The organism is Pseudomonas sp. Irchel 3E19, from assembly GCF_900187585.1.
GTDB classification, from domain to species: Bacteria; Pseudomonadota; Gammaproteobacteria; order Pseudomonadales; family Pseudomonadaceae; genus Aquipseudomonas; species Aquipseudomonas baetica.
The window spans coordinates 1-24,449 of record NZ_FYDT01000041.1 but is presented as its reverse complement, the minus strand read 5'-3'; the positions used below and the strand labels follow the sequence as shown (position 1 = coordinate 24,449).

Below are 24,449 nucleotides of genomic sequence, written 5' to 3'. Positions count from 1 at the left end.
CCTTTGTGGGAGGGGGCTTGCTCCCGAAGGCAGTGTGTCAGCCAGCATCCCTTTCACTGACACACCGAATTCGGGAGCAAGCCCCCTCCCACTGAAGCCATATTTTTGCGTGGTGCTGAACGTCAGTTCGCCGCCCAGAAAATGTAATCCGCCTGGTACTTCACCGTTTCCTGTTTGCCCTTGTTCGCCGCCGTGCATTCGCTGCTCGGTGCCACGCCACCCTTGAGCGCGACGCGCTGGATGTAGCTCACGCCGGTCATCGCGCCTTTGCCCTCAGCAGGGTTGGCCTTGACCAGTTGATAGGGCAGGTTGCCCGGGCTCGACGGCGCTACCGCCAATTGCGTGCCGGTGACTTTCGAACCGTCCTTGGCCTGCCAGGTGGCCGGTGGGCCGAAGTAAGTGCCGACTTGTTTGCCGCTGCGATCGTTGAGCACCGCTTTGGGGCCGACGAAGGTCCACTCGGTCTGCCCGGCCATATTGGGTTTGTCGCGGCATTCGTAGGTGATCTCGCCGACCCCGGTGGTTTCCAGCGCGATCTTGTGGCCGTCCGGGACTTTGATGGTGTCGGGGTAACTGCTTTGGGCGAAGGCTGCCGAGGACGCTGCGAGCAAACCGGTGAAGCAAATCAGCTGTGTGGTGTTCATCAGTGTGTTCTCCGAAAGGGGTAGATCGCTGGCAGCCAAGAACGGCTGTTACTAGGACTACCCGGCAGAGAACGGATTGGATGCACTGGGCAGAAAATAAATTTTTCCAGCGAAATGCACTACAACTGATAGATCATCGTGGCGGGTTTAGCGCTTGCTTCGCAGCCGGTCGTGACGATTCGACAGGCGCCCTTGTCACGAGGGATGGCTGATCAACAGAAGGGGGGGAGATATGTATCAGCTCTACGGACATCGCAACTCAGGCGCAGCCGCCATCGAAGCAGCGCTGGAGCTGTGCCAGATCGCCTATCGCTTCATCGATATCGAAGCCAGCAGCGAAGCTGCCGAGGCGCTGGCGCAGCTCAACCCGTTGAAACAGATTCCGACCTTGCAACTGCCCGATGGCAGCACCCTTACCGAGAGCGCGGCGATTCTGATTCATCTGGGCCTGACGTTTCCCCAGTCCGGCTTGCTGCCGGCCAAGGCAGACGACCGCGATCAGGCGATTCGCGGCCTGGTGTACATCGTCAGCAATTGCTACGCAGCCATCGGCGTTGTCGACTATCCCGAACGTTGGTTGGTAATGCCTGACGAAGCGTCGCGGCAGAATCTGATGACCGGCGCCCGTGAGCGTCTGCACTGGAGTTGGGAGGTGTTTGCCGACCAGTTTTCCGCCGAGCTGTACCTGGACGACGAAACCCCGGGTGCGCTGGATGTGCTGGCAGCGGTGGTGACGCGTTGGGCGGGCAGCCGCGAGCATCTGCGCCAGACGCGGCCGGGGTTTTATGCGTGGTTGCAGAGAATTGACCGGCATCCGGTGCTGGCGCCTGTCTTCGCCCGGCATTGGCCGGCCTGATCCCACCGGAAAACCAAAGGTGGGAGCGGGCTTGCTCGCGAATGCAGTCGGTCAGTCAATTCATCTATCGACTGACCGACCGCATTCGCGAGCAAGCCCGCTCCCACAGGGGATTTCTGCTGTCTGGAGGGCCGCGGATTATTCCCCGCGAATGTACTGCTCAAGCTGTTTGATCAGCTCCGCCTGTTCGGCAATCGCCTCTTTCACCAGGTCACCGATCGACAGCAAACCGATCAACTTGCCGTTCTCCACCACCGGCAAGTGGCGCAGGCGTTTGTCGGACATGATGCCCAGGCAAGTGTCGACGGTCTGGTGGGTGTCCACGGTGATCACGTTGGCCACCATGATGTCGCGAACCGGTGTGCCCACTGATGAGCGGCCATGCAGCACCAGTTTGCGCGCGTAATCGCGTTCACTGATGATGCCGACCACTTTGTCGTCTTCCACCACCAGCAAGGCGCCGACGTTTTTCTCGGCCATCTTCATCAGCGCTTCGAGCACCATGTGATCAGGTTTGATCTGGTGCACTTCCTGATTTTTCTGATCTTTGAGCTTGAGCAGTTGGGCGACGGTCTTCATGGCGGTTACTCAGGTGTTGTCGTTGTTACCCAAGCATCGTAGACGCTGGCGTTCAGGGCAAGGTGGCAAAGCGGCAGATAACACGCAAAAAACGTCATTTGGCGGTTTTTTTAATTGTCTGCGCGAGATTTTTCACGAGGGCCATCGCGTGCGATGCCGCGTAGAATGCCCGGCAGATTCAATTTCCCGAGGTCGCAGTGGTGGATTTACAGCAGGGCTTCGTCCTGACGCGGCATTGGCGCGATACCCCGGCCGGCACCGAAGTCGAGTTCTGGCTGGCGACCGACGCCGGGCCGCGCCGTGTGCGCTTGCCGCATCAGCCGTCGGTGGCGTTTATCCCCGCCGAGCAGCGTGCAGCCGCCGAACGCTTGCTGCACGATGAAAAGAACGTCGAACTGCGCCCCCTGGCCCTGCAGGATTTCGAACATCGCCCGGTGCTTGGTCTGTATTGCCAGCAACATGGTCAGTTGATGCGTCTGGAAACCGCGCTCAACCGCCACGGCGTCGATGTCTTCGAGGCCGATGTGCGCCCGCCGGAGCGCTATCTGATGGAGCGTTTCATCACCGCGCCGGTGCTGTTCAGCGGCACCGCCGATGCCGACGGCACATTGCTCAACACCCACCTCAAACCCGATCCCAAGTATCGGCCGAAGCTGCGACTGGTCTCGCTGGACATCGAAACCACCGAAACCGGTGAGTTGTATTCCATCGCGCTGGAAGGTTGTGGCGAGCGTCAGGTATACATGCTCGGCGCGCCGAACGGCGACGCCAGCATCGTCGACTTCGACCTTGAATACTGCGACTCACGCACGCTCATCCTGAAGAAACTCAACGACTGGTTCGCGCTGCACGACCCCGACGCGATCATCGGCTGGAACGTCGTGCAGTTCGATCTGCGCATCCTCCACGAACACGCACGGCGCCTCGGCGTACCGCTGAAAATCGGCCGTGGCGGCGAAGAGATGCAGTGGCGCGAACACGGCAGCCGCAACCATTACTTCGCCTCGGCGGCGGGGCGGCTGATCATCGATGGCATCGAATCCTTGCGTTCGGCGACCTGGAGTTTCCCTTCGTTCAGTCTGGAAAACGTCGCGCAGACCTTGCTAGGCGAAGGCAAGTCGATCGACAACCCGTATCAGCGCATGGACGAGATCAACCGCATGTTCGCCGAGGACAAACCGGCGCTGGCCAAGTACAACCTCAAGGACTGCGAACTGGTCACGCGAATCTTCGCCAAGACCGAGCTGCTGACGTTTTTGCTCGAGCGCGCCAGCGTTACCGGCCTGCCGGCGGATCGCAGCGGCGGCTCGGTGGCGGCGTTCACGCATCTCTATATGCCGTTGATGCACCGTCAGGGTTTCGTCGCGCCGAATCTGGGCACCAATCCGCCGCAGGCCAGCCCCGGCGGCTTTGTCATGGACTCGCAACCGGGGCTGTATGAGTCGGTGCTGGTGCTCGACTACAAAAGCCTTTATCCGTCGATCATCCGCACCTTTCTGATCGACCCGGTGGGGCTGATCGAAGGCTTGCAGCACCCGGACGATACCGACTCGGTCTCGGGCTTTCGTGGCGCCAGATTCTCGCGCACCCGGCATTGCCTGCCGTCGATCGTCTCGCGAGTCGCCGAGGGCCGCGAGACCGCCAAGCGCGAACACAACGCGCCGCTGTCGCAGGCACTGAAGATCATCATGAACGCCTTCTATGGCGTGCTCGGTTCCAGCGGCTGCCGGTTTTTCGATACGCGGCTGGCGTCGTCGATCACCCTGCGCGGCCACGAAATCATGCTGCGCACGCGCAAACTGATCGAAGAGCAGGGCCACGCGGTGATCTACGGCGACACCGACTCGACCTTCGTCTGGCTGCGTCGCCCTCATGGGCAAGAAGAGGCGGCGGCCATCGGCCATGCGCTGGTCAAGCACGTCAACGACTGGTGGCGCGAGCATGTGCGTGACGAATACGGGCTGGAAAGTGCCCTCGAATTGCAGTACGAAATTCACTACAAGCGCTTCCTGATGCCGACCATTCGTGGCGCGGAGGAGGGCAGCAAAAAACGCTACGCCGGCCTGGTTACCCGCGCCGACGGTACTGAAGAAATGGTCTACAAAGGCCTGGAAACCGTGCGCACCGATTGGTCGCTGTTGGCCCGGCAATTTCAGCAGGAACTGTACGAGCGGATCTTCCAGCGCAAACCCTATCAGGACTATGTGCGCGACTACGTGCGCAAAACCCTGGCTGGCGAATTCGATGATCGGCTGATCTACCGCAAACGCCTGCGCCGCACCCTCGACGATTACGAGCGCAACGTCCCACCCCATGTGCGCGCGGCGCGGCTGGCCGACGAATACAACGCGCAGCACGGGCGCCCGCGGCAATACCAGAACGGTGGCTGGATCAGCTATGTGATCACCCTGGCTGGTCCCGAACCGCTGGAAGTGCGCCGATCCACCATCGATTACGACCACTACATCACCCGGCAACTGCAACCGGTGGCGGATGCAATCCTGCCGTTTGTCGACGACGACTTCTCAACCCTGATCGGGGGGCAACTGGGCCTGTTTTGAGTCCAGCAACTGCAGCGTCCATTCATCGAGAATGCCGTGGAAGTAGCGTTCCAGCGCCTGATTGAACAGGCTGTCGTCTGCGGTGAACTGGGCGAACAGCGTCATCGAAGAGTGAAATTTCAAGTCGTCGGGATGGCCGAAAATCTCGGCAATCGAACGCTGGCGCACATTCAGCACGAGCTGCGTACACGTGCGCAGCTGCGCGCCGAGCAATGGGTGATCCAGATAGGCCCGGGCTTCTTCGGCTGAGCCGATGGCGAAGCGCCGGGACATCTCACTGCCGCCCAACCCGGCGAACTGCGGGAAGACAAACCACATCCAGTGGCTGCGCTTGCGGCCTTCGTCGAGTTCGCGCTGGATCCGTTCGAATGCCGGATCCTGGGCCAGGACAAAACGTTGCAGGTTGAACGGGTCGTACTGATCAGTGCTTCTCATCGCGAAGCCCTCTGCCAGTCGGCGGTGGCTCAGACCATGGCCAGCCGCTGCTTGCGCTTGGGCGCGTGAAACGCCTGGTCCAGCGCTGCCAGATCCCCGGCCTCCAGTTGCAACTGCGCCGCTTGTGCATTGAGTTGCACGTGTTCCGGCCGCACAGCCTTGGGAATCGCAATCACACCATCCTGACGCAGAATCCACGCCAGCGAAACCTGTGCCGGGGTCACGCTGTGACGAGCGGCAATCTGTTTCAACACCGGATCAGCCAGCATCGCGCCGCCCTGACCGATCGGACAGTAGGCCATCAGCGGCATGCGCTGCTGTTGGCACCATGGCAGCAGATCGAACTCGACACCGCGTTCTTCCAGGTTGTAGAGCACCTGATTGGTCGCGCAGGCCGGTGACGCCAATTCTTCAAGGTCATCGACATCGAAATTCGACACGCCCCAGCGGCCGATCTTGCTGTCCTCGCGCAGGCGTTCGAACGCTTCGACGGTTTCTTCCAGCGGATACTGGCCGCGCCAATGCAGCAGATAGAGGTCGATGTAATCAGTGTCGAGCCGGCGCAGACTGCGCTCACACGCCTGCGGGATACCTTTGCGACTGGCGTTGTGCGGGTAGACCTTGCTGACCAGAAACACCTGATCACGCAGACCGGCAATGGCTTCGCCGACCACGGTTTCGGCACCGCCCTCGGCGTACATTTCTGCGCTGTCGATCAGGGTCATGCCCAGTTCAATGCCGGTGCGCAGCGCGGTGACTTCACGATTGTGCGCCGAACGGTCTTCACCCATGCGCCAGGTGCCTTGGCCAATCACCGGAACCTGCAAGCCGGCCAATTCGAGGGTACGCATTCAAACCTCCTTTCTGAAGCGGTCGATACCTTTAGTGGGCAGCAGGAGTGTACAGATCGTTCCCACGCTCTGCGTGGTAATGCCTCAATGGACGCTCTGCGTCCGCTGTTGGGACGCGGAGCGTCCCGGGCGGCGTTCCCACGCGGAGCGCGGGAACGACCACCTGTAGGCGCTGCCGCAGGCTGCGATCTTTTGATCTTGAGCTTCTTACTTGGCAGAGAACTTCAAGACGATGCTTTGTGTATAAGCCTGCCCCGGATCCAGCCGCGTACTCGGGAAGTTCGGCTGGTTCGGCGAATCCGGATAATGCTGCGTCTCCAGGGTAAACGCGCCCCAATGCGGATAGACCTTGCCACCCTTGCCCTTGACGGTGCCGTCGAGGAAGTTGCTGGTGTAGAACTGCACGCCCGGTTCGCTGGTGAACAACTGCAAATGCCGGCCGGACTGTGGATCGCTGACCTCGGCGGCGACTTTGCTCACATCGCCCTTGGTATCCAGCGCCCAGTTGAAATCGAAGCCGCCCTGTTTCGGCTCGGCGAATTTCAACTGTGGGTGATCCGCCTTGATGTGCGTGCCAATTGCCGTGGGCTTGGTGAAGTCCATGGGGGTGCCGGCCACGGGCGCCAGTTCGCCGGTCGGGATCAGCTTGGCGGTGACCGGGGTGTAATGGCTGGCGTGCAGGGTGGCGACCTGTTTGAGGATGTCGCCATTGCCGGCGCCCGCGAGGTTGAAGTAGCTGTGGTTGGTCAGGTTGAGCACGGTCGGTTTGTCGGTGCTGGCCTTGTAGTCGATGCGCAGTTTGTTGTTGTCGGTCAGGCGGTAGGTCACTTCGGTGGTGAGGTTGCCGGGGAAGCCCATTTCACCGTCCGCCGACAGATAGGTCAAGGTCACGCCGACCGAATCCTTGTCTTTGGTTTCCTTTGCTTTCCAGACCTGCTTGTCGAAGCCCTGAGTGCCACCGTGCAAGGCGTTGGACTTGTCGTTCTGCGGCACTTGATAGCGCTTGCCGTCGAGTTCGAAGGCGCCGTCGGCCAGGCGATTACCGAAACGGCCGATGGTCGCGCCGAAGTACGCGGTGCCTTTCTGGTAGCCCTGCACATCGTCGAAACCGAGCACCACGTCGGCGGCTTTGCCTTGTTTGTCCGGCACCAACAGCGATTGCAGGGTCGCGCCGTAGGTGATGACGGTGGCTTGCATGCCGTGGCTGTTGCGCAGGATGTATTGCTCGACGGGCGTACCGTCATTGGTTTTGCCGAAGGCTTTGTGTTCGGCGCTGAGGCCGGCGGCGTTGGCGGAGAGGGTGGCGATCATAAGGGACAGTCCGAGGCCGGAGAGCAGGTGACGGGATTGAAGCATGGTTGACCTTCCTTTTTGTTGTTGTTTTCAAAACAGGTTAATAGTCATGCTAATTGAGGCGTGAACCAGAATTTATAGCGGATTAAACGTTTATTGCAAAAATAAAGTCGGACTAAATTGTTGCCGAAGGTCGGGAAACCACGCGGACACTGCACTTTTCGGCAATTGGCGGCTCTATCCATGGCCAGGATGCGGTGACTCCCGCCGCACAGGAATGTGCCTGTTCGAGAATTCATGCCGAGAGCTTTTCACCTGATCGCCCGTGTTGTTCATCGCCCGTGTCTGTTGCTGGCCTGTCTGTCGTCGCTGTTTGTCAGCGGCTGCACGCATCAGGACGGCAATGGTTTCATCGCGCAGATCCGTGACGGTCAACCGCAGGAATTTCTGCAGACCAGCGTTGATCGCATGGCCACGCTGGCGATGCGCGACAACCTCAACAGTCTTTATCGGTTGATGGGCAAGCTGTACCTGCGCAACCCGGACGAGCTGCGCAAATCCGGTTTCCTCACTATCAACACCGCCGTGAAACAGGTACGCCTGGCCATCGAGCAGCAACAGCCGTTGCCGGTGCTGGGCGGCCGCAAGGATCTGGCAGCGCTCAGTTATGCGATGAGCCCGGAGTTTCTCGGTGATCGGGTCGGCGCGTTCATCTATGCCATCGGCAGCATGCTGGTGACCGCCCATGGCAATCGCATCGAGTTCTACATGACTGACGCGATCAACCCGACGTTCGTTCACAACGCCGCGCGCAACATCGAAAAAGCCACGTGGATTCTGTCCCAGCGCCAGAACAAGGAAGGCCAGCCGCTGCTGTTCTCCAATGAGATTTCGGAGGAGGGCAGCAACCTGAGTTTCGCCACCGAGTTCGGCAAAGTCGTGGCGCGTCTTGATCTGCTTACGCAAATGCTCGATGAGCGTTACCGGCGGATTGGCCTGAATTACGCGCAGAGCTTGTTGTTCTTGAATTTCTTGCCGGTGCAGTAAGTGCGCAGATCCAATGTGGGAGCGAGCCTGCTCGCGAAAGCGATCTTCCAGGCGCTGAATTTCTGACAGATCCACCGCATTCGCGAGCAGGCTCGCTCCCACATTGATCAAATTGTGAGTGGGGGTTTTGTATACAATCCATCGCCACTATTGATCCAAAGGGAGCTGCACCCGTCATGACCGACCCCGCAAGCGCCGATTTCACTCATATCGACCGCGCCGCCCGCGCGGACAAACTGCCCTATGCCGCGTTGCTGGCCTTCGCCATGACCGGCTTCATCGCCATCCTCACCGAGACCCTGCCGGCCGGGCTGCTGCCACAAATTGGCGCCGGGCTCAACGTCAGCGAAGTGCTCGCCGGGCAACTGGTGACGCTGTATGCGCTGGGCTCGATTGTCGCGGCGATTCCGCTGACCGTCGCAACACGCGGCTGGCCACGGCGGCAGGTGCTGTTGATGACGGTGGGCGGCTTTCTGCTGTTCAACACCATCACCACGTTTTCCAGCCACTACGGCCTGACCCTGGCTTCGCGCTTTCTTGCCGGGATGGCGGCGGGGCTGTCGTGGGGGATCATGGCCGGTTACGCACGTGGCATCGTGCCGGTGCATCAACAGGGGCGGGCGCTGGCGATTGCCATGCTCGGCACGCCGGTGGCGTTGTCGCTGGGCACGCCGGCCGGGACGTGGCTAGGCAATCTGATCGGCTGGCGCGCCTCGTTCGGGATCATGTCGGCACTGGCCTTGGTGCTGGCGGCGTGGATCGTCATCGCGGTGCCGGATCGTCCGGGGCAGACCAGCGCCGAACGCTTGCCACTGCTCGAGTCCCTGCGCCTGCCGGGCGTGCGGCCAGTGCTGTTTGTGGTGCTGACGTGGATGCTCGGGCACAACATTCTCTACACCTACATCTCACCGTTTCTGATGCAGGCCGGACTGGCCGAGCGCGTTGATCTGGTGCTGCTGGTGTTTGGTCTGTGTTCGCTGGTGGGGATCTGGATCATCGGTCTGCTGGTGGATCGCTGGTTGCGCTGGCTGACGCTGATCAGCCTGGCGGTGTTTGCCGTGACGGCGTTGGTATTGGCGCTGATTTCGCCGTCGCCGTGGCTGATCTATGGCTGCATGGCGGTGTGGGGATTGTCGTTTGGTGGCTCGGCGACGTTGTTGCTGACAGCGGCGGCGGATTCGGCGGGCGACCATGTTGATGTGGTGCAGGCGATGCTCACCACGTCATGGAACGTGGCGATTGCCGGTGGCGGGTTGTTTGGTGGGTTGTTGCTGGATCGGGCGGGGGCGATGTCGTTTCCGTGGGCGCTGCTGATTCTCTCGCTGATTGCCCTCGCCACGGTGTGGATCAACCGCCATCACAGTTTCAAACCGGGGCGGCGGGTGCACTGACTCCATAACCTTTGTGGGAGCGAGCCTGCTCGCGAATACGGTGGGTCATTCAACTCATCTGTCGACTGACACTACGTCTTCGCGAGCAGGCTCGCTCCCACAGGTGGAGAATGGTGGTGAGTTCTATATGGCATAACGATAGACCGCATCGATATATGTGGTTATAAGAAAAATCGCTATGCTGCGGGCCAGATTTTCCCTGTCGTTTTTCTGGACGTCTTAATGGAATTGGCAAATTTCGGCCTGGTGATTGCCGGGCTGGTGGTGGGTTTTATTGTCGGCATGACCGGTGTCGGCGGCGGTTCCTTGATGACGCCGATCCTGCTGTGGTTCGGCATCAACCCGGCCACGGCGGTGGGCACCGACCTGTTGTACGCGGCCATCACCAAATCCAGTGGCGTGCTCGTCCATAGAAAGAACAAGAACATCGACTGGGCCATCACTGGCTGGCTGACCCTCGGCAGCGTGCCGGCAGTGGCGATGACCTTGTGGTTCCTCAGCACCCTGCACACCGCGCCGGATGCGATGAACGCCATCATCAAACAGGCGCTGGGCTTCGTGCTGTTCGCCACGGCGCTGGCTATTTTCTTCAAGAAACGCCTGCTGGAATTCGCCCACAAACGCGCCGGCGGCAACTACAACCCGAGCGGTTCGCGGCTCAATGTGATGACCGTGATCACCGGGCTGATCCTCGGCACCATGGTCGCCCTGACCTCGATTGGCGCTGGCGCCCTCGGCACCGTCGCGCTGTTCATCCTCTATCCGCTGCTGCCGACCCGCCGTCTGGTCGGCACTGAAATTGCCCACGCCGTACCGCTGACCCTCGTCGCAGGCCTCGGCCACGCGAGCATGGGCAACATGGATTGGGGCGTTTTGGGTTTTCTGCTGGTGGGTTCGTTGCCGGGCATCTGGCTTGGCAGTCACCTGACCGGGCGCATCTCCGATGAAGTGCTGCGCCCGTGCCTGGCGACGATGCTGTTGCTGATTGGCTACAAACTGGCGTTTTAATTCCTGCTGACAATTTCCCCTTTAGGAACTGCCGAAGGCTCGGGCCGCGATCGGCAGCTCCTACAGGTTATTTGTTATGACGGATTCCGAGTGGTGTATTTCATCACCGTCACCGGCAAGTCTTCGTAAACCAGCTCCTCGACCACCTCCCAACCCAGCCGCGCATAAAGCGATTGCGCCGCATCGGTGTACAGATACAACGTCTGCACGCCTAACGCCTTGGCCTCTTCGACAATCCGCTTGACCAGTTGCGAAGCCACTCCGCGTCCACGTTCCTCTGCCTTCACATAAACCCCAGCCAGCCAGGGCGTCAGCTCGGGACGGGTTTTCATGTCGCTGTCGATCAGCAGCGCGCCACCGAGCAGCCTGCCGTCTTCAATCGCCACCACTACGCTGGGAATCGCGCCTTTGCCGCAGGCTTTGCGCATGCGTTCGGTGCGGGCCTCGAGCGTATCGCCGCAGCGCAATTCACCCCACTCGTTGAAGTTGAGTTCGGCCAGTTCTTCAACAAATTCGGGGCGATCACACAGGTATTCGATGTGCATGCGTTGAACTCCATTTCGTGGGCAGAACAGCCACCCTAATGCGCGCCTGCACGGTAATCAAATCGTCGTTACGATTGCGCGGGTTCGGTTGCGCAATGCCGGTCCTGACCTAAGCTTCTGACAAGGCGAAACATATTTGCCGGACACACCCGGAACAATCGCCGCGATGCGCAATCAGTAGAGCGTGGATATCAAAAGGAGATGCGCATGCTCATCAGGTCACTGACCCTGACACTCTTGCTGGCGATTGCCGGCCCCTTGTTCGCCGCTGACAACGATTCGCCGATTGCCGCAGACATGGGCCGCGCCCGACCGCTGATCGTGATCGCGCAAAGCACCGTCGACCCGGTGTGGGTGAGCCTGAAAAAGTCGCTGGAGGACCCGGCCAACAAAAAAGGTGTGGCCGACCGCAACATCAAGGTTTACACCATCCTCAACATGTCCGGCCAGCTCGACGGCAAGGACATGGGCCAACAAGACACCATGGCGCTGCTGCGCTCGTTGAAGCTGGGGGCCGGTGCTTATCCGAAAGTCTTCCTGGTGGGCAAGGACGGCGAAACCAAACTCTCGGCGTCGGGGGATGAGGCGAAATCGGTGGACCTGAAGAAAATCTTCGAGACCATCGACGCCATGCCAATGGCCGAGAAGGAAGCGGCCGCTGCAGCCGCCGCTCAGGCCCCGGCAGCCGCCGAGCCTGAACCGGCTAAAGGGGCGAAGGGCGCCAAGCCGAGCAAACCTGCGAAACCGGCCAAGCCGCCGGAAATGCCGGATGATTGATGGCATGGCCTGAATCAAAAAAATGGGCGACCTCTGCAGGTCGCCCATTTTTGTTATCAGCGCCATAGTCAGGTTCACTGATTGCCTCTGAACTGAATAGTTTTTTTAGTCGTGGGGATGGATGTCTTCAAGCTTGTAAATCAGTACATCTTTGCCGTCTCTGATGACTAATGGGGAATGCGTCGTCAAAACGAATTGGCAATTGGGGAAAGACTCGCCCAATCGCTGGATCAGGCAGTGTTGCCATTCGAGGGGAAAGTGCAGTTCGACTTCGTCAATAAGAACGATGCCGTCGCCATACAGTGGGTTGGTCATTGATGGATTCATCATCGCCAGGCGCCGCGCAATGTCGCCGACCAGCGCCATCAGAGACTTTTCGCCTTGCGAGAGCAGGGCAACATTGAGTGTTTCTCCGTGTTTGTCGATAACCATGTGCAGGTGGGGTTTGCGTTGTACCCGTAAGTTGGCGAAACCCGGCATGAAAGCAGTGATGGCCGAGCGAACGGCTGTCAACTGACGGTCTCGGGAGGAGGCTTTCACGCTGGCGAGGGTTTTCCATGCATCGCTGTCTGTACCAAACTTTTCCGATACCTCTACCAATACACGGTCGGAAATACTGTCCTCGTTTTCGCTGTCCTCGCGGTCGCGAAACCATTCGAAGAATCGGCAAAAATCGGCGCCACCGTTGAAGGTGTTGTCGTAACCGTCGATTTGGTCGAAGGCGATCTTGCTGGGCGTTTTCAGCGCAATCTCTAGAACATTTCGTTCGACTGGGTAATAGACAATCAATGGCAGTGAGGCACTGTCTTTGGCAGTCAGTTGGCTGCGGTAGTGGTCTGCAAGAAGCCTTACTTCGGTTAGAGAGCTATGTGCAGAAGACTCCAGTCCGTCTCGCCTGCGGGCAATACCCCATACGAACAATTCGTTTTCGGAATCGGTATTGAGGATCTTTGCTCGTGGGTGTGTTTGGTCTGTGACGCCAATCGAAATGACGGCTCCAGTGGCGCCCATTCGGATGTCTTCATTGATAAGGCGTTTGCCATTGCCTGAATTGGAACGAATTCTGGCGATCAACCAGCTCAGGCAAATGTTCAGCGATTTCAGAACCGTGGATTTCCCGACCCCGTTACTTCCCAATAGAACCGTGATATTCGACTGGTGTGTCTTGGTAGGGGCAAACAGCATGTCTAAATCGGAGAATCGACCGACATTGGAGAGTTTGAAACTTTTGATGTCCATTGCAACGCCCTATGGGGGTGGTCGGTTTGAGTGTACTGGCGCGCATTATGTTCTTCCCCAGCAACTTGATCCGCCGCAATTTAGATACAAAAAATTCAGTCGCTCCTCAAAATTCGTTGCAGCATATTCCTACGGAAATGTCTGAGGCAAAGGCCTGCGTCTACCGCGGATATTTCCTGCAAGTCGCGGCGGCGTTGGTGAACTGGTGCGCTTTGAGGCCGAGGGATAACCTTCTTTGGCCACTGAAATAAACAGTGGTCGGATGTGGAAGTCCGGGTTGGTCGTGAGCGCATGTGCGCCTGTGAACACATATTGGTGTTTTTTATGCCAACATTGTTTGCTTATGGCAGCTATGCGCAGGAGCACTCTCGAGTGCACCGGGTTTTTCTCGACCTCCCCGGACTTCCACACCTGCGCAAAGCTGCCACCCTCTCGTGGAAGTGAGTTCGGCAGTTTTTTCTTCAATGTACTGAGGTCTTAACTCATGAAAAAACACACACCGAATCCCCCTGAATCCTCAACCGATTCAGGAACCTTCGACTCCCACAACACACGCCTGCGCCATCCGCATCACCCCGATCCCGTGAGCTACATCTTCACCATCCGCCCCGATATTGATACCCCCACGCTACTGACCCACGCCTGCGAAACCCTCGCTTCTCTCAACGTCCTGACCACCGACATGGCCTGCAAACTGGACGATTCGCAGCGCAGCCTTGCCCTGTCGATTCAGCAATTAGCGGTGGTCGGCGAATTGCTGGTCAACCGTGCGCTGGACAATCTCGATCCGCCGCCAGCCGCGACTCAATATTGAACAGGGAGGTTCATCCATGGCGCGTTACATACCGATCACCGGGATTGACTGCAAAATCCCCTGTCTGCTGATCGACAGCGAAGCCCCCATTGACGTGTTGCACGGCACAGCGGCGTACCGCTTGCGCTGTGTGACGCAGCTGATGGAGAGCCTTTCGCTGGACGAGGGCAAGGGACACGATGCATTGCTGTTGCAGGATTTCGCCCGGGTGCTGGCGATTCCGTTGCGCGATAGCTGTGACTTGATGGATGTCATCGGGTGGCGCTTGAAGGCGCAGCTTTAAGCGCTGAAACGAAAAAAGATCGCAGCCTGCGGCAGCTCCTACATTGACCGAGTGAAAACCCGATCCTGTAGGAGCTGCCGCAGGCTGCGATCTTTTGATCTTTATTCGGTCAACTGACTGAAAATCTCATGCGCAATCTTCACCCGTTCCGCATTCGGGTAATTCTTGTTCGCCAGGATCACGATGCCCAGATCCTTCGACGGCACAAACGCCACATACGCGCCGAAACCACCGGTCGATCCGGTTTTGTTGTAGAGCACATTGGCCGGTTCAGGCTGTGGCGGGGTCAGCCACTCAGCCTTGTGCGCTTCCATGGCCATTGGCGTCGAGTTACCGGCCAGCAAGCGGTCGAGGCTGATCGGGTAGGCATAACGTTCCCAGCCCAGGCCTTGGGTCATGTCGCCAACGGTGTAGTAACCGGTGTGGGTCGCGGCGATGGCTTTTTGCAGCGGCGCTTCAAGGCTGGCCGGTTTGAGGTTGGCCTCGACGTAACGCAGCAGATCCGCCGCGCTGGTCTTGATGCCGTAGGCTTCGGAATCCAGTGCGCCCGGGCTGACCCGAACCGGTTGGTCTTGCTTGTCGTAACCCTGGGCGTACAGCTTGGCTTCGGAAGCGGGCACCTTGATGAAAGTGTGCTTGAGGCCCAGTTGCGGCAGCAGGGTTTCGCTCATGGCCTGATCAAACGGCTGGCCCAGACTTTTCGCCGTCAGATAGCCGAACAACCCGAGGCTCGGATTGGAATACAGGCGATGGCTGCCCGCCGGATAATCCGGTTTCCACTGTTGGTAATAGCCGAGCATCTTGTCCGCCGAATCCGCCTCGGCGGGGAATTGCAGCGGCAAGCCGCCGGCGCTGTAAGTACCCAGTTGCAACACGCTGATGTTGTCGAAGGCGCTGCCTTTGAGTTGTGGCCAAAGCTTGCTGGCCTTGGTCGACAGATCCAGTTTACCGGTGGCTTGAGCGTAACCGGCGAGTGTCGCGGTGAAGGTTTTGCTCACCGAGCCGATTTCGAACAAGGTGTTTTCGCTGACCTTTTGCCCGGTGTCTTTCGCGGCGACGCCGTAGTTAAAGTAATGCTGCTTGCCGTTGATGGTGAGGGCAACGGCCAGCCCGGGGATGTTCTGCTGTTGCATCACCGGCGTGACGGCGCCTTTGACCAGTGCTTGCAGCTGTTGCTCGGTTTGCGGTGCGGCCATGCAGGCGCTGGCGCCGAAGACCAGGCCGAAAGCACTATAGGAAATGACTTTGCTCGAATTGATGAATGACATAGATGAACCACTGTCCATGAGTGTTGAGGGTGTTATCCCGCTAGACTGCGGGCAATTGTAATGTTGGGCGGCTGATCAGCGCCGACAATTTAGGCAGTCTGGCCCTCGTCGACAAACGATGAAATCTCGGATGAGCCATTAGAAAAATTTGGGGCAGGGCATGATTCGACCACAATTGCCGCTCAACGCACTGCGTGCTTTCGAGGCGTCGGCGCGTCATTTGAGCTTCACCCGCGCTGCCGTGGAGTTGTGCGTGACCCAGGCTGCCGTCAGTCATCAGGTCAAAAGTCTTGAAGCGCAGCTCAACGTCACCCTGTTCAAACGTCTGCCCCGCGGGTTGATGCTGACCAGTGAAGGCGAAACTTTGCTGCCGGTGTTGAGCACCTCGTTTGATCACATCGCGCAGATTCTCGAACGCCTCGCTGGCGGACAGCATCGCGAGATGTTGACCGTGGGCGCGGTGGGCACCTTCGCCGTGGGGTGGTTGTTGCCGAGGCTGGCGGACTTTCGGGCGAAACATCCGCTCATAGATTTACGGCTGTCGACCAATAACAATCGCGTGGATGTCGCTGCCGAAGGGTTGGACTACGCGATCCGGTTTGGCGCCGGGGCGTGGCACGGCATTGAGGCAATCCGCGTGCTCGACGCGCCGCTGTCGGTGTTATGCGTCCCGGAGATTGCCCGGCAATTGCACGTACCGGGCGATTTGTTGCAGCAAACGCTGCTGCGTTCTTACCGCACCGATGAGTGGCCGGAGTGGTTTCAGGCAGCGGGCATGGCGACGCAGGCAGCACCGCCGCAGAGTATCGTCTTCGACTCGTCGCTGGCGATGATGGAGGCGGCATTGCAGGGCGGCGGCGTGGCGTTGGCGCCGCCGCTGATGTTCGCCCGGCAACTGGCGGCAGAGGCGATTTGTCAGCCGTTTGCGATCGAGATCACCACGGGCAGTTACTGGCTGACGCGATTGCAGTCGCGGCCGGAGACGGCGGCGATGCTGGCGTTCAAGGAATGGTTGCTACAAATCTCTGGTTAATACAGAGCCCTCTGTGGGAGCGAGCCTGCTCGCGAAAACGGTGTGTCAGTCGACAGAAGTGTTGGCTGTTATACCGCCTTCGCGAGCAGGCTCGCTCCCACAGGGGACAGTGGTGGATTGAAGATCAGGTTCAGCGCACCAGACACGGCCGCTTGTTATCGAACGTCCACCCCGGAATCAGAAACTGCATCGCCACGCTGTCATCCCGCGCGCCCAGGCCCATGCCTTTATAGAGTTCGTGAGCCTTGGCCACCTGATCCATGTCCAACTCGACACCCAGTCCCGGTTTCTTCGGCACCTGCACGCAGCCGTCGACGATTTGCAGCGGTGCCTTGGTCAGGCGCTGGCCGTCCTGCCAGATCCAGTGGGTGTCGATGGCGGTGATGTCGCCGGGGGCAGCGGCGGCGACGTGGGTGAACATGGCCAGGGAAATATCGAAGTGATTGTTGGAATGCGAGCCCCAGGTCAGCCCCCACTCATGGCACATCTGCGCCACGCGCACCGAACCTTGCATGGTCCAGAAGTGCGGATCGGCCAGCGGGATGTCCACTGATTGCAACTGGATCGCGTGGCCCATCTCGCGCCAGTCGGTGGCGATCATGTTGGTGGCGGTTTTCAGCCCGGTGGCACGGCGGAATTCGGCCATGACTTCACGGCCCGAATAACCGTTTTCAGCCCCGCACGGATCTTCCGCGTAAGCCAGAACGTGATGCTGATCGCGGCACAAACGGATCGCTTCTTTCAGTGACCATGCGCCATTCGGGTCGAGGGTGATGCGTGCATCAGGGAAGCGTTCGGCCAAGGCCGTCACCGCTTCGATTTCTGCATCGCCGCTGAGCACGCCGCCTTTGAGTTTGAAGTCCTTGAAGCCGTATTTGGCGTGAGCGGCTTCGGCGAGGCGCACCACCGATTCGGCGCTCATGGCCTTTTCGTGACGCACGCGAAACCAGTCATTTTCGGCGTCCGGCTCGCTGCGATAGGCGAGGTCGGTTTCGCGTTGGTCGCCGACGTAGAACAGATAGCCGAGCATCTTCACTTCATCGCGTTGCTGTCCTTCGCCGAGCAGCGCCGCGACTGGCACGTCGAGGTGCTGGCCGAGCAGATCGAGCAGGGCGGCTTCCAGACCGGTGACCGCGTGAATGGTGATGCGCAGGTCGAAGGTTTGCAGGCCACGACCGCCGGCATCGCGGTCGGCGAAGGTCTGGCGCACCTGATTGAGGATCTTCTGATACGTGCCGATCGCGCTGCCGATCACCAGACTGCGTGCATCTTCCAGGGTCTGGCGAATGCGTTCGCCGCCGGGCACCTCACCGACACCGGTGTGGCCGGCGTTGTCCTTGAGGATGACGATATTGCGCGTGAAGAATGGCCCGTGGGCGCCGCTCAGGTTGAGCAGCATGCCGTCATGGCCGGCCACCGGGATGACGTGCATGGCGGTGATGATCGGGGCTTTGGCGGTGTCGTTTGCGTGCATTGTTTTTATCCTCGGAAACGGGAAGTCAGGCGTGCTTCGGCGTGGCTTCGGCCACGACGGCAACTGTTGCGGGTTTCGCTGTGGTGCGGGCGAAGAACACGATGATCGCGGCGATGATCGAAGTCGCCGCCAAGCCGTAGAGGCCGCCCTGAATCGAGCCGGTGTGTTCTTCGAGCAGACCGAAGGTGGTCGGCGCGACGAAACCGCCGAGGTTGCCGACCGAATTGATCAGCGCGATCACCGCTGCGGCGATCCGCGCATCCAGATACGCCTGAGGAATCGGCCAGAACAGCGACGACGCGGATTTGAACCCCAGCGCCGCAAAGCAGATTGCGACAAAAGCGAAGATCGGCCCGCCAGTGGTGGACATGAACATCCCCGCCGCCGCAATCAGCAGCGCGGTGGCGACCCACGCTTGCTGGTGTTTCCACTTGGCCGAGAACGTGGCGAAGGCGTACATGCCGATAATCGACAGCAGCCACGGAATCGAGTTGAACAGGCCGACCTGGAAGTCGCTCATCTCGCCCATTTTCTTGATGATGCTCGGCAGCCAGAAGGTCGCGGCGTAGATCGTCAGTTGAATGAAGAAGTAGATCAGGCAGAACAGGATGATTTGCCGGTCCTTGAGCAGTTTGCCTATCGATGGCCGGATCGGTGTGGCGGCTTCGCGGGCCTTTTGCTCGTCGTCGATGGCGTTGACCAAGGCGTCCTGTTCGGCGCGGGTCAGCCATTTCGCATCGTGGGGTTTGGCGTCGAGCCAGAACCAGACGAACACGCACAGACCCACCGAGAACATCCCTTCAATGAAGTACATCCATTGCCAGCCGTGCATGCCCAGCCCGTTGATTTGCAGAAGCAGGCCGGACAGCGGGCCGGAGATCAACGAGGCCACGGCTGAACCACTGAGGAAGATCGCAATGGCTTTACCGCGTTCAACACCTGGCAACCAACGGGTGAAGTAGTAGATCACGCCAGGAAAGAACCCGGCCTCGGCGACGCCGAGCAGAAAACGCAGGATGTAGAAGTGGGTTTCGTTCTGGATGAACGCCATGCCGGCGGCAACCAGGCCCCAGGTGAACATGATGCGGGTCAGCCAGATGCGTGCACCGACTTTCTGCAAGAGCATGTTGGAGGGGACTTCGAACAGCGCGTAGCCGATGAAGAACAGACCGGCGCCGAAGCCGTAAGCGGCGGCACCGATGCCCAGATCGTGTTCCATGTGGGTGCGGACGAAGCCGATGTTCACCCGGTCAATGTAATTGACGATGAACATGATCACGAAAAGCGGCAGGACGTGGCGTTTCACTTTCGAGATGGCGCAGGCGAGCGTTGAATCAACGGCCTCATTCATCCCGGAGACGGAGGTTTTCACTTGGTTTTCTCCCACTGATTATTTTTATGCGGGGTACGGCGCTTACTGCGTTGTTGATAGACATCATACAACCTGATTTTTTTGTCCTACAAGTGGGTAGAGCTGATTATTTTCTGTAGATGGGCTTTTTTTCATAGTTTCCTGCGGGCCTATTCAATGAATGCTGGGTATTTAGGCGGTCGTGAACCGTTTGTGCTGCCCAGCAGACATTGCTGATGATGGAAGGATGAAGGCCCTGACATCCACTGATTTTCGTGTTGTCATACAAGTTGGTGGCTGATCAAGCGCCAAATCGTTCGACTCCGTCGCCCGTCGCAATGCTACGATCGGCAAGTCTCGACAGCGGAATAAACCATGCAAGAAGACCTCGACGCCCCCGCCCGCAAACGCTCGCACAACCTGGCCCACGACCTGGTGGAAAAACTCACGCAGAGCATCCTGCTCGGGCAGCTATCACCCGGCGACAAGCTGCCGTCGGAGAATTCCATCGTTCAGGAGCACGGTGTCAGCCGCACGGTGGTGCGCGAGGCGATCTCCAAATTGCAGGCGTCGGGGTTGGTGGAGACACGTCACGGCATCGGCACGTTTGTGATTGAGCGGGCGCCGGAGCAGGGGCTACGGCTGAATGTGGATACGGCGCTGGGGGTGCGCAGCATTCTCGAGTTGCGCATGGGCCTGGAGACGCAAGCAGCGGCGCTGGCGGCGCAACGGCGTACCGAACAGCAATTGCTGCAGATGCGTCAGGCACTGGATGACTATCAACGCCTGCTGGCCAACAACGACAGCTGCGTCGAGGCCGATCGACGCTTTCATCTGCTGATCGCCGAGGCCACCGGCAATGTCTGTTTCAGCGAGATCATGCAGCACCTGGGCAGTGCGATGATTCCACGCACCCGGGTCAACGCGGTCGAACGCGGGGCGGCGGATTTGAGCAAGCTGGGGCAACTGGCCAATCTGGAGCACGAGGCGATTCTGAATGCGATCAAGCGTCAGGATGCGGATGCGGCGCGTGCTGCCATGTGGCTGCATTTGACCAACAGCCGAGATCGATTCAGTGCGCAGGGCTGATCGCCGTTGGTCTGGTCGATAGCACGCTGCGCGCACGCTCGCTTCCAAGTTGTATGGCCCGGGTATTCCGGACCTCCTTGGTGAGGTGCGTCATGGCTAATGATTTGCTGTTTCAGGGTGGTGTGTTGCCTACCGACCCAACCCGCCCGATGCCGGGCACGGATGAGCCAACGCTGGCGGATCACGATGCGCCGCCGGGGATGAGCCCCGGGCATGATCCTCTGAGTGATGCTGAGCGGCCGGATGACTGGAAGGATCCGCCAGCGGCTGACGACGTGCCACCGGCGGATGAGCCGACGCCGTTGTCGGATGATCGGCGCTGACAGGCATTGGATGGATGTGTTGGCTGTCCTGGCCTCTTCGCGAGCAAGCCCGCTCCCACACTGGATTCAGATACGACACAAATCCAATGTGGGAGCGGGCTTGCTCGCGAAGGCGGCCTCAGCCCAAATCCCGCATCAACAACCCGAACCGCAAATCCACCGCATCCGGAATCGGCAAGTAAACCGTATGCCCATCCCCCGGCGCCACCTCGATCGCTTCGCCCTTGAGGTTCTGCAAGTCATGCAGGTCAAAGTGGAAATTGCCCTTGGGCGTCATCAACTCCAGATGATCACCCAGGGCAAAGCGGTTCTTCACCTTGACCTCGGCCAAGCGATCGCGCCGCTCGCCGGTCAACTCGCCGACAAACTGCTGACGCTCCGACACCGAGCTGCCGTTCAAGTAGTTCTGGTACTCGTCATGTACATGACGGCGCAGAAAGCCTTCGGTGTAACCGCGTTGGGCCAGTGATTCGAGATCAGTCATCAGGCTGCGATCAAACTCCCGTCCCGCCACCGCATCATCAATCGCCCGGCGATACACTTGGGTGGTACGTGCGCAATAGAAGTGCGATTTGGTCCGGCCCTCGATCTTCAATGAATGCACGCCCATCCGGGTCAGGCGTTCGACATGCTGCACCGCGCGCAGATCCTTGGCATTCATGATGTAGGTGCCGTGTTCGTCCTCGAAGGCCGGCATCAACTCTTCGGGGCGGTTGGCTTCCTGCAGCAGGAACACTTGATTGGTCGGGGCACCGATGCCTAGGGTCGGTTCGGGCTGGAATGTCTGGACGATTTCGCCGAGCTGGTTTTCCGTGGCCTCTTGCGCCGAGTATTTCCAGCGGCAGGCGTTGGTGCAGGTGCCCTGATTGGCATCGCGCTTGTTCATGTAACCCGACAGCAGACAGCGCCCGGAGTAGGCCATGCACAGTGCGCCGTGAACGAACACTTCCAGCTCCATGCCCGGTACTTGCTCGCGGATCTCGCCGATCTCCTCCAGCGACAGTTCGCGCGACAGGATGATCCGGCTCAGGCCTTGTTGTTGCCAGAACTCGACGCTCGCCCAGTTCACCGTGTTGGCCTGCACCGAGAGGTGGATCGGCATCTGCGGGAAATGCCGGCGCACCAGCATGATCAACCCCGGGTCGGACATGATCAGCGCGTCCGGTGCCATCTCGATCACCGGTGCCAGGTCCTTGAGGAAGGTCTTCAGTTTGGCGTTGTGAGGGGCGATGTTGACCACCACGTAGAACCGCTTGCCCTGCGCCTGTGCCTCGCGAATGCCCAGCGCCAGATTGGCGTGGTCGAACTCGTTGTTGCGCACTCGCAGGCTGTAGCGCGGCTGACCGGCGTAGACCGCATCGGCGCCATAAGCGAAGGCGTAACGCATGTTTTTCAAAGTGCCTGCGGGGGCAAGCAGTTCGGGGGTGGCGAGGGTGGTGGTGGGGATCATGGCGGCATCGGTCGCAAAAGCGCGGCAGCGTAGTGAGATTGCCAGCCGGCTTTATTGATCTGGATCTACGTTTGGGTGGTTTGAGGTTGATCCGTGTAGAAACCGGCAATGTCGTTACCGCCGCGCAAATCGTGCAATTGCTCGTTCGCTGTCTGGCTCGCGCCGATCCGCAACTATGCTCCATGAATAAAGATGGCACTCGCGCACGCTGCGGCGGACTAAGCACCGGGGCGTGCTTGACGCCTGAATGACATGGACCGGACATGAACGTAAAAAGTCTTCAATTCAAATCCCTGACGGTGCTGCTGGTGCTGGTCACGGTGGCCTTCATCTGGATTCTGCTGCCGTTCTACGGCGCGGTGTTCTGGGCGGTGATTCTCGGCATTCTGTTTGCGCCGATGCAGCGACGCTTGCAGGCGAAATTCGGCTGGCAACGCAACCTGACGGCGCTGTGTACGTTGGGTACCTGTCTGGTGATCGCGATTTTGCCGGTGATCATCCTCAGCGTGTTGCTGGTGCAGGAAGGCGCGACCGTCTACACCAATATCGAAAGCGGCAAGCTGGACATTGCAGCCTATCTGGCGCAGTTCAAACACAGCCTGCCGCAGTACTTTCAGCATTTGCTCGACCGCTTCGGCATGGGTGAACTCAACGGGGTCCGCGAAAAAATCGTCAAAGCGGCGATGCAGGGCAGTCAGGTGCTGGCGAGCCAGGCGTTCAGTTTTGGCCAGGGTACGTTCGAGTTTGTGGTGAGTTTTTTCATCATGCTGTATCTGCTGTTTTTCTTTCTGCGCGACGGTGCGGAACTGGCGCGCAAGGTGCGCACCGCCGTACCGCTGGAGGAGAACCACAAGCGCCGTTTGCAACTGAAGTTCAACCGGGTGGTACGGGCGACGGTCAAGGGCAACCTGGTCGTGGCGATCACGCAGGGTGCTTTGGGTGGAGCGATTTTCTGGTTTCTCGACATCCCCAGCGCGTTGCTGTGGGCGGTGTTGATGGCGTTTCTGTCGCTGTTGCCGGCGGTGGGTGCGGGGATTGTCTGGGCGCCGGTCGCGGTCTACTTCCTGCTCAGCGGGATGATCTGGCAGGGCGTGGTGCTGGGCTTGTTCGGGGTGTTTGTGATCGGCCTGGTGGACAACGTGCTGCGCCCGATTCTGGTGGGCAAGGACACGCGCATGCCCGATTACATGATCCTGATCTCGACTCTCGGCGGGCTGGCGGTGTTCGGCCTCAACGGGTTTGTGATCGGGCCGCTGATCGCTGCGCTGTTCATGTCCAGCTGGGCGCTGTTCGTCGAGACCAAGCCCAAGGTGCAACTGCCCTAGGCGTGAAACGGCGCACTGATGAACTGTTGCGACAAGGCCTGCGCCGCTGGCAGCGAGGTGAGGGGGCCGCTGATCGCCTCGCCGTCACGCACCACGTACCAACAGGCGAGCAATCCCAGCTCTCTGAGTGGTGCGGGAACGGCGCTGCCGATGACCGACATGATTTGAACCTGAGCCATGACACATACCTCCATCTAACGATGGGGCTACCTTAGGGATTCGTCGCTCTCAGGGACAATCAACGCTTTCGATAGTGGTCATTGATAACAGTGAGGGGTGTTTCAATCGACCACTTGATCGAGCATGTGCATGACTTCACGCTCATTGAGCAAGCCCTTGTGCACAAGGTTTTCCGCCAATAGCGAAAGAAACTTGGCGCAACGGTGGCCTTCAAGGTGCTTGAGTTCGGTCAGCGCGCTGTACACCTTGCTGGAGGTGCAGAGCCCGACGATGCGGTGCGGGTTTTGTGTAGGCATAGGGTCGTCCTTGTTGTTATCAACCTGTTGTTTACGGACGGATTCAGATTGCGGTTCCGTCATGACAAAAAGATGACCGTTTAATGTTTGGCCCCCAACGGTCAAATCCATCATGCCGACTTTAGCTGTTGAAACTGTCCTCGCAGCGACCTTGGCGAGGTTTTTTCAGACGCTGGCCGACCGACGGTCATAAAAAAGCCCCGCTCAATAGCGTAATGCTGTTCACTTAAGCATTTGAATCCTCGCCGGGCTTCTTCGAAAATCCGATGTCAGATCTCTGGCATCGGATTTTTTATGTCTGTTCAACAGGACTTGCTCGACCTCGGCGACCTTTTCA

General features: G+C 59.3%; 25 protein-coding genes. 12 read left to right on the top strand and 13 right to left on the bottom strand.

The genetic code is table 11. The features are described from left to right. Positions 1 to 122: 122 nt before the first annotated feature. Positions 123 to 644, bottom strand: coding sequence for a DUF3455 domain-containing protein (locus CKW18_RS22150; protein ID WP_095190759.1), 522 nt, complete (start codon positions 642 to 644; stop codon positions 123 to 125). 232 nt (positions 645 to 876) lie between these two features. Here CKW18_RS22150 and CKW18_RS22145 point away from each other — a divergent pair, with 232 nt between their 5' ends. Further along, the gene (locus CKW18_RS22145) at positions 877 to 1,500 is read left to right on the top strand and encodes a glutathione S-transferase N-terminal domain-containing protein (RefSeq protein WP_095190758.1); all 624 of its coding nucleotides are present in this window, start codon (positions 877 to 879) and stop codon (positions 1,498 to 1,500) included. Positions 1,501 to 1,638: 138 nt separating this feature from the next. Here the strand turns inward: CKW18_RS22145 and CKW18_RS22140 are convergent, their stop codons facing one another. After that, a complete protein-coding gene (locus CKW18_RS22140) occupies positions 1,639 to 2,079 on the bottom strand; it encodes a CBS domain-containing protein (RefSeq protein WP_008084932.1) in 441 nt (146 codons plus the stop codon). Between the two features lie 200 nt (positions 2,080 to 2,279). Between CKW18_RS22140 and CKW18_RS22135 the strand changes: the two genes are divergently transcribed. Then, entirely contained in the window at positions 2,280 to 4,640 is a 2,361-nt protein-coding gene (locus CKW18_RS22135; protein ID WP_170947301.1) for a DNA polymerase II, read from the top strand. On the opposite strand, the gene CKW18_RS22130 is transcribed toward CKW18_RS22135, so the two are convergent. The 3 genes from CKW18_RS22130 to CKW18_RS22120 all read right to left on the bottom strand — a co-directional run bounded on the left by CKW18_RS22130 (position 4,605) and on the right by CKW18_RS22120 (position 7,282). After that, on the bottom strand, positions 4,605 to 5,075 hold the full coding sequence (locus CKW18_RS22130; protein ID WP_095190756.1) for a DUF1810 domain-containing protein: 471 nt from the start codon (positions 5,073 to 5,075) through the stop codon (positions 4,605 to 4,607). The genes CKW18_RS22135 and CKW18_RS22130 overlap by 36 nt on opposite strands. Before the next feature lie 29 nt (positions 5,076 to 5,104). Then, a complete protein-coding gene (locus CKW18_RS22125; RefSeq protein WP_095190755.1) occupies positions 5,105 to 5,926 on the bottom strand; it encodes an aldo/keto reductase in 822 nt (273 codons plus the stop codon). Positions 5,927 to 6,133: 207 nt separating this feature from the next. Continuing rightward, positions 6,134 to 7,282, bottom strand: a complete 1,149-nt coding sequence (locus CKW18_RS22120) for an aldose epimerase family protein (RefSeq protein ID WP_095190754.1) — start codon at positions 7,280 to 7,282, stop codon at positions 6,134 to 6,136. A 234-nt stretch (positions 7,283 to 7,516) separates the two neighbouring features. Here CKW18_RS22120 and CKW18_RS22115 point away from each other — a divergent pair, with 234 nt between their 5' ends. From CKW18_RS22115 to CKW18_RS22100, 3 genes are all read left to right on the top strand, one after another. Further along, positions 7,517 to 8,266: a hypothetical protein gene (locus tag CKW18_RS22115; RefSeq protein ID WP_095190753.1), complete on the top strand. Its 750-nt coding sequence runs from the start codon at positions 7,517 to 7,519 to the stop codon at positions 8,264 to 8,266. A gap of 176 nt (positions 8,267 to 8,442) precedes the next feature. Beyond that, positions 8,443 to 9,657, top strand: a complete 1,215-nt coding sequence (locus CKW18_RS22110; RefSeq protein WP_095190752.1) for an MFS transporter — start codon at positions 8,443 to 8,445, stop codon at positions 9,655 to 9,657. 222 nt (positions 9,658 to 9,879) lie between these two features. Then, positions 9,880 to 10,665, top strand: coding sequence for a sulfite exporter TauE/SafE family protein (locus tag CKW18_RS22100; RefSeq protein WP_095190751.1), 786 nt, complete (start codon positions 9,880 to 9,882; stop codon positions 10,663 to 10,665). Positions 10,666 to 10,739: 74 nt separating this feature from the next. Here the strand turns inward: CKW18_RS22100 and CKW18_RS22095 are convergent, their stop codons facing one another. Further along, on the bottom strand, positions 10,740 to 11,210 hold the full coding sequence (locus tag CKW18_RS22095; protein WP_095190750.1) for a GNAT family N-acetyltransferase: 471 nt from the start codon (positions 11,208 to 11,210) through the stop codon (positions 10,740 to 10,742). A 207-nt stretch (positions 11,211 to 11,417) separates the two neighbouring features. Between CKW18_RS22095 and CKW18_RS22090 the strand changes: the two genes are divergently transcribed. Next, positions 11,418 to 11,987: a DUF4174 domain-containing protein gene (locus CKW18_RS22090; RefSeq protein ID WP_095190749.1), complete on the top strand. Its 570-nt coding sequence runs from the start codon at positions 11,418 to 11,420 to the stop codon at positions 11,985 to 11,987. A gap of 105 nt (positions 11,988 to 12,092) precedes the next feature. Here CKW18_RS22090 and CKW18_RS22085 read toward each other — a convergent pair whose 3' ends face one another. After that, entirely contained in the window at positions 12,093 to 13,226 is a 1,134-nt protein-coding gene (locus tag CKW18_RS22085) for an AAA family ATPase (protein WP_095190748.1), read from the bottom strand. A 484-nt stretch (positions 13,227 to 13,710) separates the two neighbouring features. On the opposite strand from CKW18_RS22085, the gene CKW18_RS22080 reads away from it, so the two are divergent. Then, the gene (locus tag CKW18_RS22080; protein ID WP_095190747.1) at positions 13,711 to 14,040 is read left to right on the top strand and encodes a DUF6124 family protein; all 330 of its coding nucleotides are present in this window, start codon (positions 13,711 to 13,713) and stop codon (positions 14,038 to 14,040) included. Between the two features lie 16 nt (positions 14,041 to 14,056). Continuing rightward, entirely contained in the window at positions 14,057 to 14,323 is a 267-nt protein-coding gene (locus tag CKW18_RS22075; RefSeq protein WP_095190746.1) for a hypothetical protein, read from the top strand. A 101-nt stretch (positions 14,324 to 14,424) separates the two neighbouring features. Here CKW18_RS22075 and ampC read toward each other — a convergent pair whose 3' ends face one another. Beyond that, complete coding sequence (gene ampC / locus CKW18_RS22070) at positions 14,425 to 15,591, bottom strand: class C beta-lactamase (protein WP_095190745.1); 1,167 nt, start codon at positions 15,589 to 15,591, stop codon at positions 14,425 to 14,427. Between the two features lie 160 nt (positions 15,592 to 15,751). Here ampC and CKW18_RS22065 point away from each other — a divergent pair, with 160 nt between their 5' ends. Then, positions 15,752 to 16,624, top strand: coding sequence for a LysR family transcriptional regulator (locus CKW18_RS22065; RefSeq protein ID WP_095190744.1), 873 nt, complete (start codon positions 15,752 to 15,754; stop codon positions 16,622 to 16,624). Positions 16,625 to 16,754: 130 nt separating this feature from the next. Here the strand turns inward: CKW18_RS22065 and gudD are convergent, their stop codons facing one another. Further along, positions 16,755 to 18,098 carry a glucarate dehydratase gene (gene gudD, locus CKW18_RS22060; protein ID WP_095190743.1) on the bottom strand — a complete coding sequence of 448 codons (1,344 nt, stop codon included), beginning with the start codon at positions 18,096 to 18,098 and terminating at the stop codon, positions 16,755 to 16,757. A gap of 25 nt (positions 18,099 to 18,123) precedes the next feature. Continuing rightward, positions 18,124 to 19,470, bottom strand: a complete 1,347-nt coding sequence (locus CKW18_RS22055; RefSeq protein WP_095190742.1) for an MFS transporter — start codon at positions 19,468 to 19,470, stop codon at positions 18,124 to 18,126. Between the two features lie 354 nt (positions 19,471 to 19,824). On the opposite strand from CKW18_RS22055, the gene CKW18_RS22050 reads away from it, so the two are divergent. After that, the gene (locus CKW18_RS22050; RefSeq protein WP_095190741.1) at positions 19,825 to 20,538 is read left to right on the top strand and encodes a FadR/GntR family transcriptional regulator; all 714 of its coding nucleotides are present in this window, start codon (positions 19,825 to 19,827) and stop codon (positions 20,536 to 20,538) included. A gap of 92 nt (positions 20,539 to 20,630) precedes the next feature. Further along, positions 20,631 to 20,861: a hypothetical protein gene (locus tag CKW18_RS22045; protein ID WP_095190740.1), complete on the top strand. Its 231-nt coding sequence runs from the start codon at positions 20,631 to 20,633 to the stop codon at positions 20,859 to 20,861. Between the two features lie 118 nt (positions 20,862 to 20,979). Here CKW18_RS22045 and yegQ read toward each other — a convergent pair whose 3' ends face one another. Continuing rightward, positions 20,980 to 22,311, bottom strand: a complete 1,332-nt coding sequence (gene yegQ, locus CKW18_RS22040) for a tRNA 5-hydroxyuridine modification protein YegQ (protein WP_095190739.1) — start codon at positions 22,309 to 22,311, stop codon at positions 20,980 to 20,982. A gap of 263 nt (positions 22,312 to 22,574) precedes the next feature. On the opposite strand from yegQ, the gene CKW18_RS22035 reads away from it, so the two are divergent. Next, entirely contained in the window at positions 22,575 to 23,636 is a 1,062-nt protein-coding gene (locus tag CKW18_RS22035) for an AI-2E family transporter (RefSeq protein ID WP_095190738.1), read from the top strand. Here the strand turns inward: CKW18_RS22035 and CKW18_RS22030 are convergent. Together CKW18_RS22030 and CKW18_RS22025 are read right to left on the bottom strand one after the other, a co-directional pair. Then, the gene (locus tag CKW18_RS22030; RefSeq protein WP_095190737.1) at positions 23,633 to 23,815 is read right to left on the bottom strand and encodes a hypothetical protein; all 183 of its coding nucleotides are present in this window, start codon (positions 23,813 to 23,815) and stop codon (positions 23,633 to 23,635) included. The two genes, CKW18_RS22035 and CKW18_RS22030, sit on opposite strands and share 4 nt — an antisense overlap. 102 nt (positions 23,816 to 23,917) lie before the next feature. After that, positions 23,918 to 24,112 carry a hypothetical protein gene (locus tag CKW18_RS22025; protein ID WP_016984641.1) on the bottom strand — a complete coding sequence of 65 codons (195 nt, stop codon included), beginning with the start codon at positions 24,110 to 24,112 and terminating at the stop codon, positions 23,918 to 23,920. Positions 24,113 to 24,449 lie beyond the last annotated feature (337 nt).

Bases quoted from the DNA above. Each gene is read 5' to 3' on its own strand.
- CKW18_RS22150 (WP_095190759.1), bottom strand. From the start codon at position 644: ATGAACACCACACAGCTGATTTGCTTCACCGGTTTGCTCGCAGCGTCC.
- CKW18_RS22145 (WP_095190758.1), top strand. From the start codon at position 877: ATGTATCAGCTCTACGGACATCGCAACTCAGGCGCAGCCGCCATCGAA.
- CKW18_RS22140 (WP_008084932.1), bottom strand. From the start codon at position 2,079: ATGAAGACCGTCGCCCAACTGCTCAAGCTCAAAGATCAGAAAAATCAG.
- CKW18_RS22130 (WP_095190756.1), bottom strand. From the start codon at position 5,075: ATGAGAAGCACTGATCAGTACGACCCGTTCAACCTGCAACGTTTTGTC.
- CKW18_RS22125 (WP_095190755.1), bottom strand. From the start codon at position 5,926: ATGCGTACCCTCGAATTGGCCGGCTTGCAGGTTCCGGTGATTGGCCAA.
- CKW18_RS22120 (WP_095190754.1), bottom strand. From the start codon at position 7,282: ATGCTTCAATCCCGTCACCTGCTCTCCGGCCTCGGACTGTCCCTTATG.
- CKW18_RS22115 (WP_095190753.1), top strand. From the start codon at position 7,517: ATGCCGAGAGCTTTTCACCTGATCGCCCGTGTTGTTCATCGCCCGTGT.
- CKW18_RS22110 (WP_095190752.1), top strand. From the start codon at position 8,443: ATGACCGACCCCGCAAGCGCCGATTTCACTCATATCGACCGCGCCGCC.
- CKW18_RS22100 (WP_095190751.1), top strand. From the start codon at position 9,880: ATGGAATTGGCAAATTTCGGCCTGGTGATTGCCGGGCTGGTGGTGGGT.
- CKW18_RS22095 (WP_095190750.1), bottom strand. From the start codon at position 11,210: ATGCACATCGAATACCTGTGTGATCGCCCCGAATTTGTTGAAGAACTG.
- CKW18_RS22090 (WP_095190749.1), top strand. From the start codon at position 11,418: ATGCTCATCAGGTCACTGACCCTGACACTCTTGCTGGCGATTGCCGGC.
- CKW18_RS22085 (WP_095190748.1), bottom strand. From the start codon at position 13,226: ATGGACATCAAAAGTTTCAAACTCTCCAATGTCGGTCGATTCTCCGAT.
- CKW18_RS22080 (WP_095190747.1), top strand. From the start codon at position 13,711: ATGAAAAAACACACACCGAATCCCCCTGAATCCTCAACCGATTCAGGA.
- CKW18_RS22075 (WP_095190746.1), top strand. From the start codon at position 14,057: ATGGCGCGTTACATACCGATCACCGGGATTGACTGCAAAATCCCCTGT.
- ampC (WP_095190745.1), bottom strand. From the start codon at position 15,591: ATGTCATTCATCAATTCGAGCAAAGTCATTTCCTATAGTGCTTTCGGC.
- CKW18_RS22065 (WP_095190744.1), top strand. From the start codon at position 15,752: ATGATTCGACCACAATTGCCGCTCAACGCACTGCGTGCTTTCGAGGCG.
- gudD (WP_095190743.1), bottom strand. From the start codon at position 18,098: ATGCACGCAAACGACACCGCCAAAGCCCCGATCATCACCGCCATGCAC.
- CKW18_RS22050 (WP_095190741.1), top strand. From the start codon at position 19,825: ATGCAAGAAGACCTCGACGCCCCCGCCCGCAAACGCTCGCACAACCTG.
- CKW18_RS22045 (WP_095190740.1), top strand. From the start codon at position 20,631: ATGGCTAATGATTTGCTGTTTCAGGGTGGTGTGTTGCCTACCGACCCA.
- yegQ (WP_095190739.1), bottom strand. From the start codon at position 22,311: ATGATCCCCACCACCACCCTCGCCACCCCCGAACTGCTTGCCCCCGCA.
- CKW18_RS22035 (WP_095190738.1), top strand. From the start codon at position 22,575: ATGAACGTAAAAAGTCTTCAATTCAAATCCCTGACGGTGCTGCTGGTG.
- CKW18_RS22030 (WP_095190737.1), bottom strand. From the start codon at position 23,815: ATGGCTCAGGTTCAAATCATGTCGGTCATCGGCAGCGCCGTTCCCGCA.
- CKW18_RS22025 (WP_016984641.1), bottom strand. From the start codon at position 24,112: ATGCCTACACAAAACCCGCACCGCATCGTCGGGCTCTGCACCTCCAGC.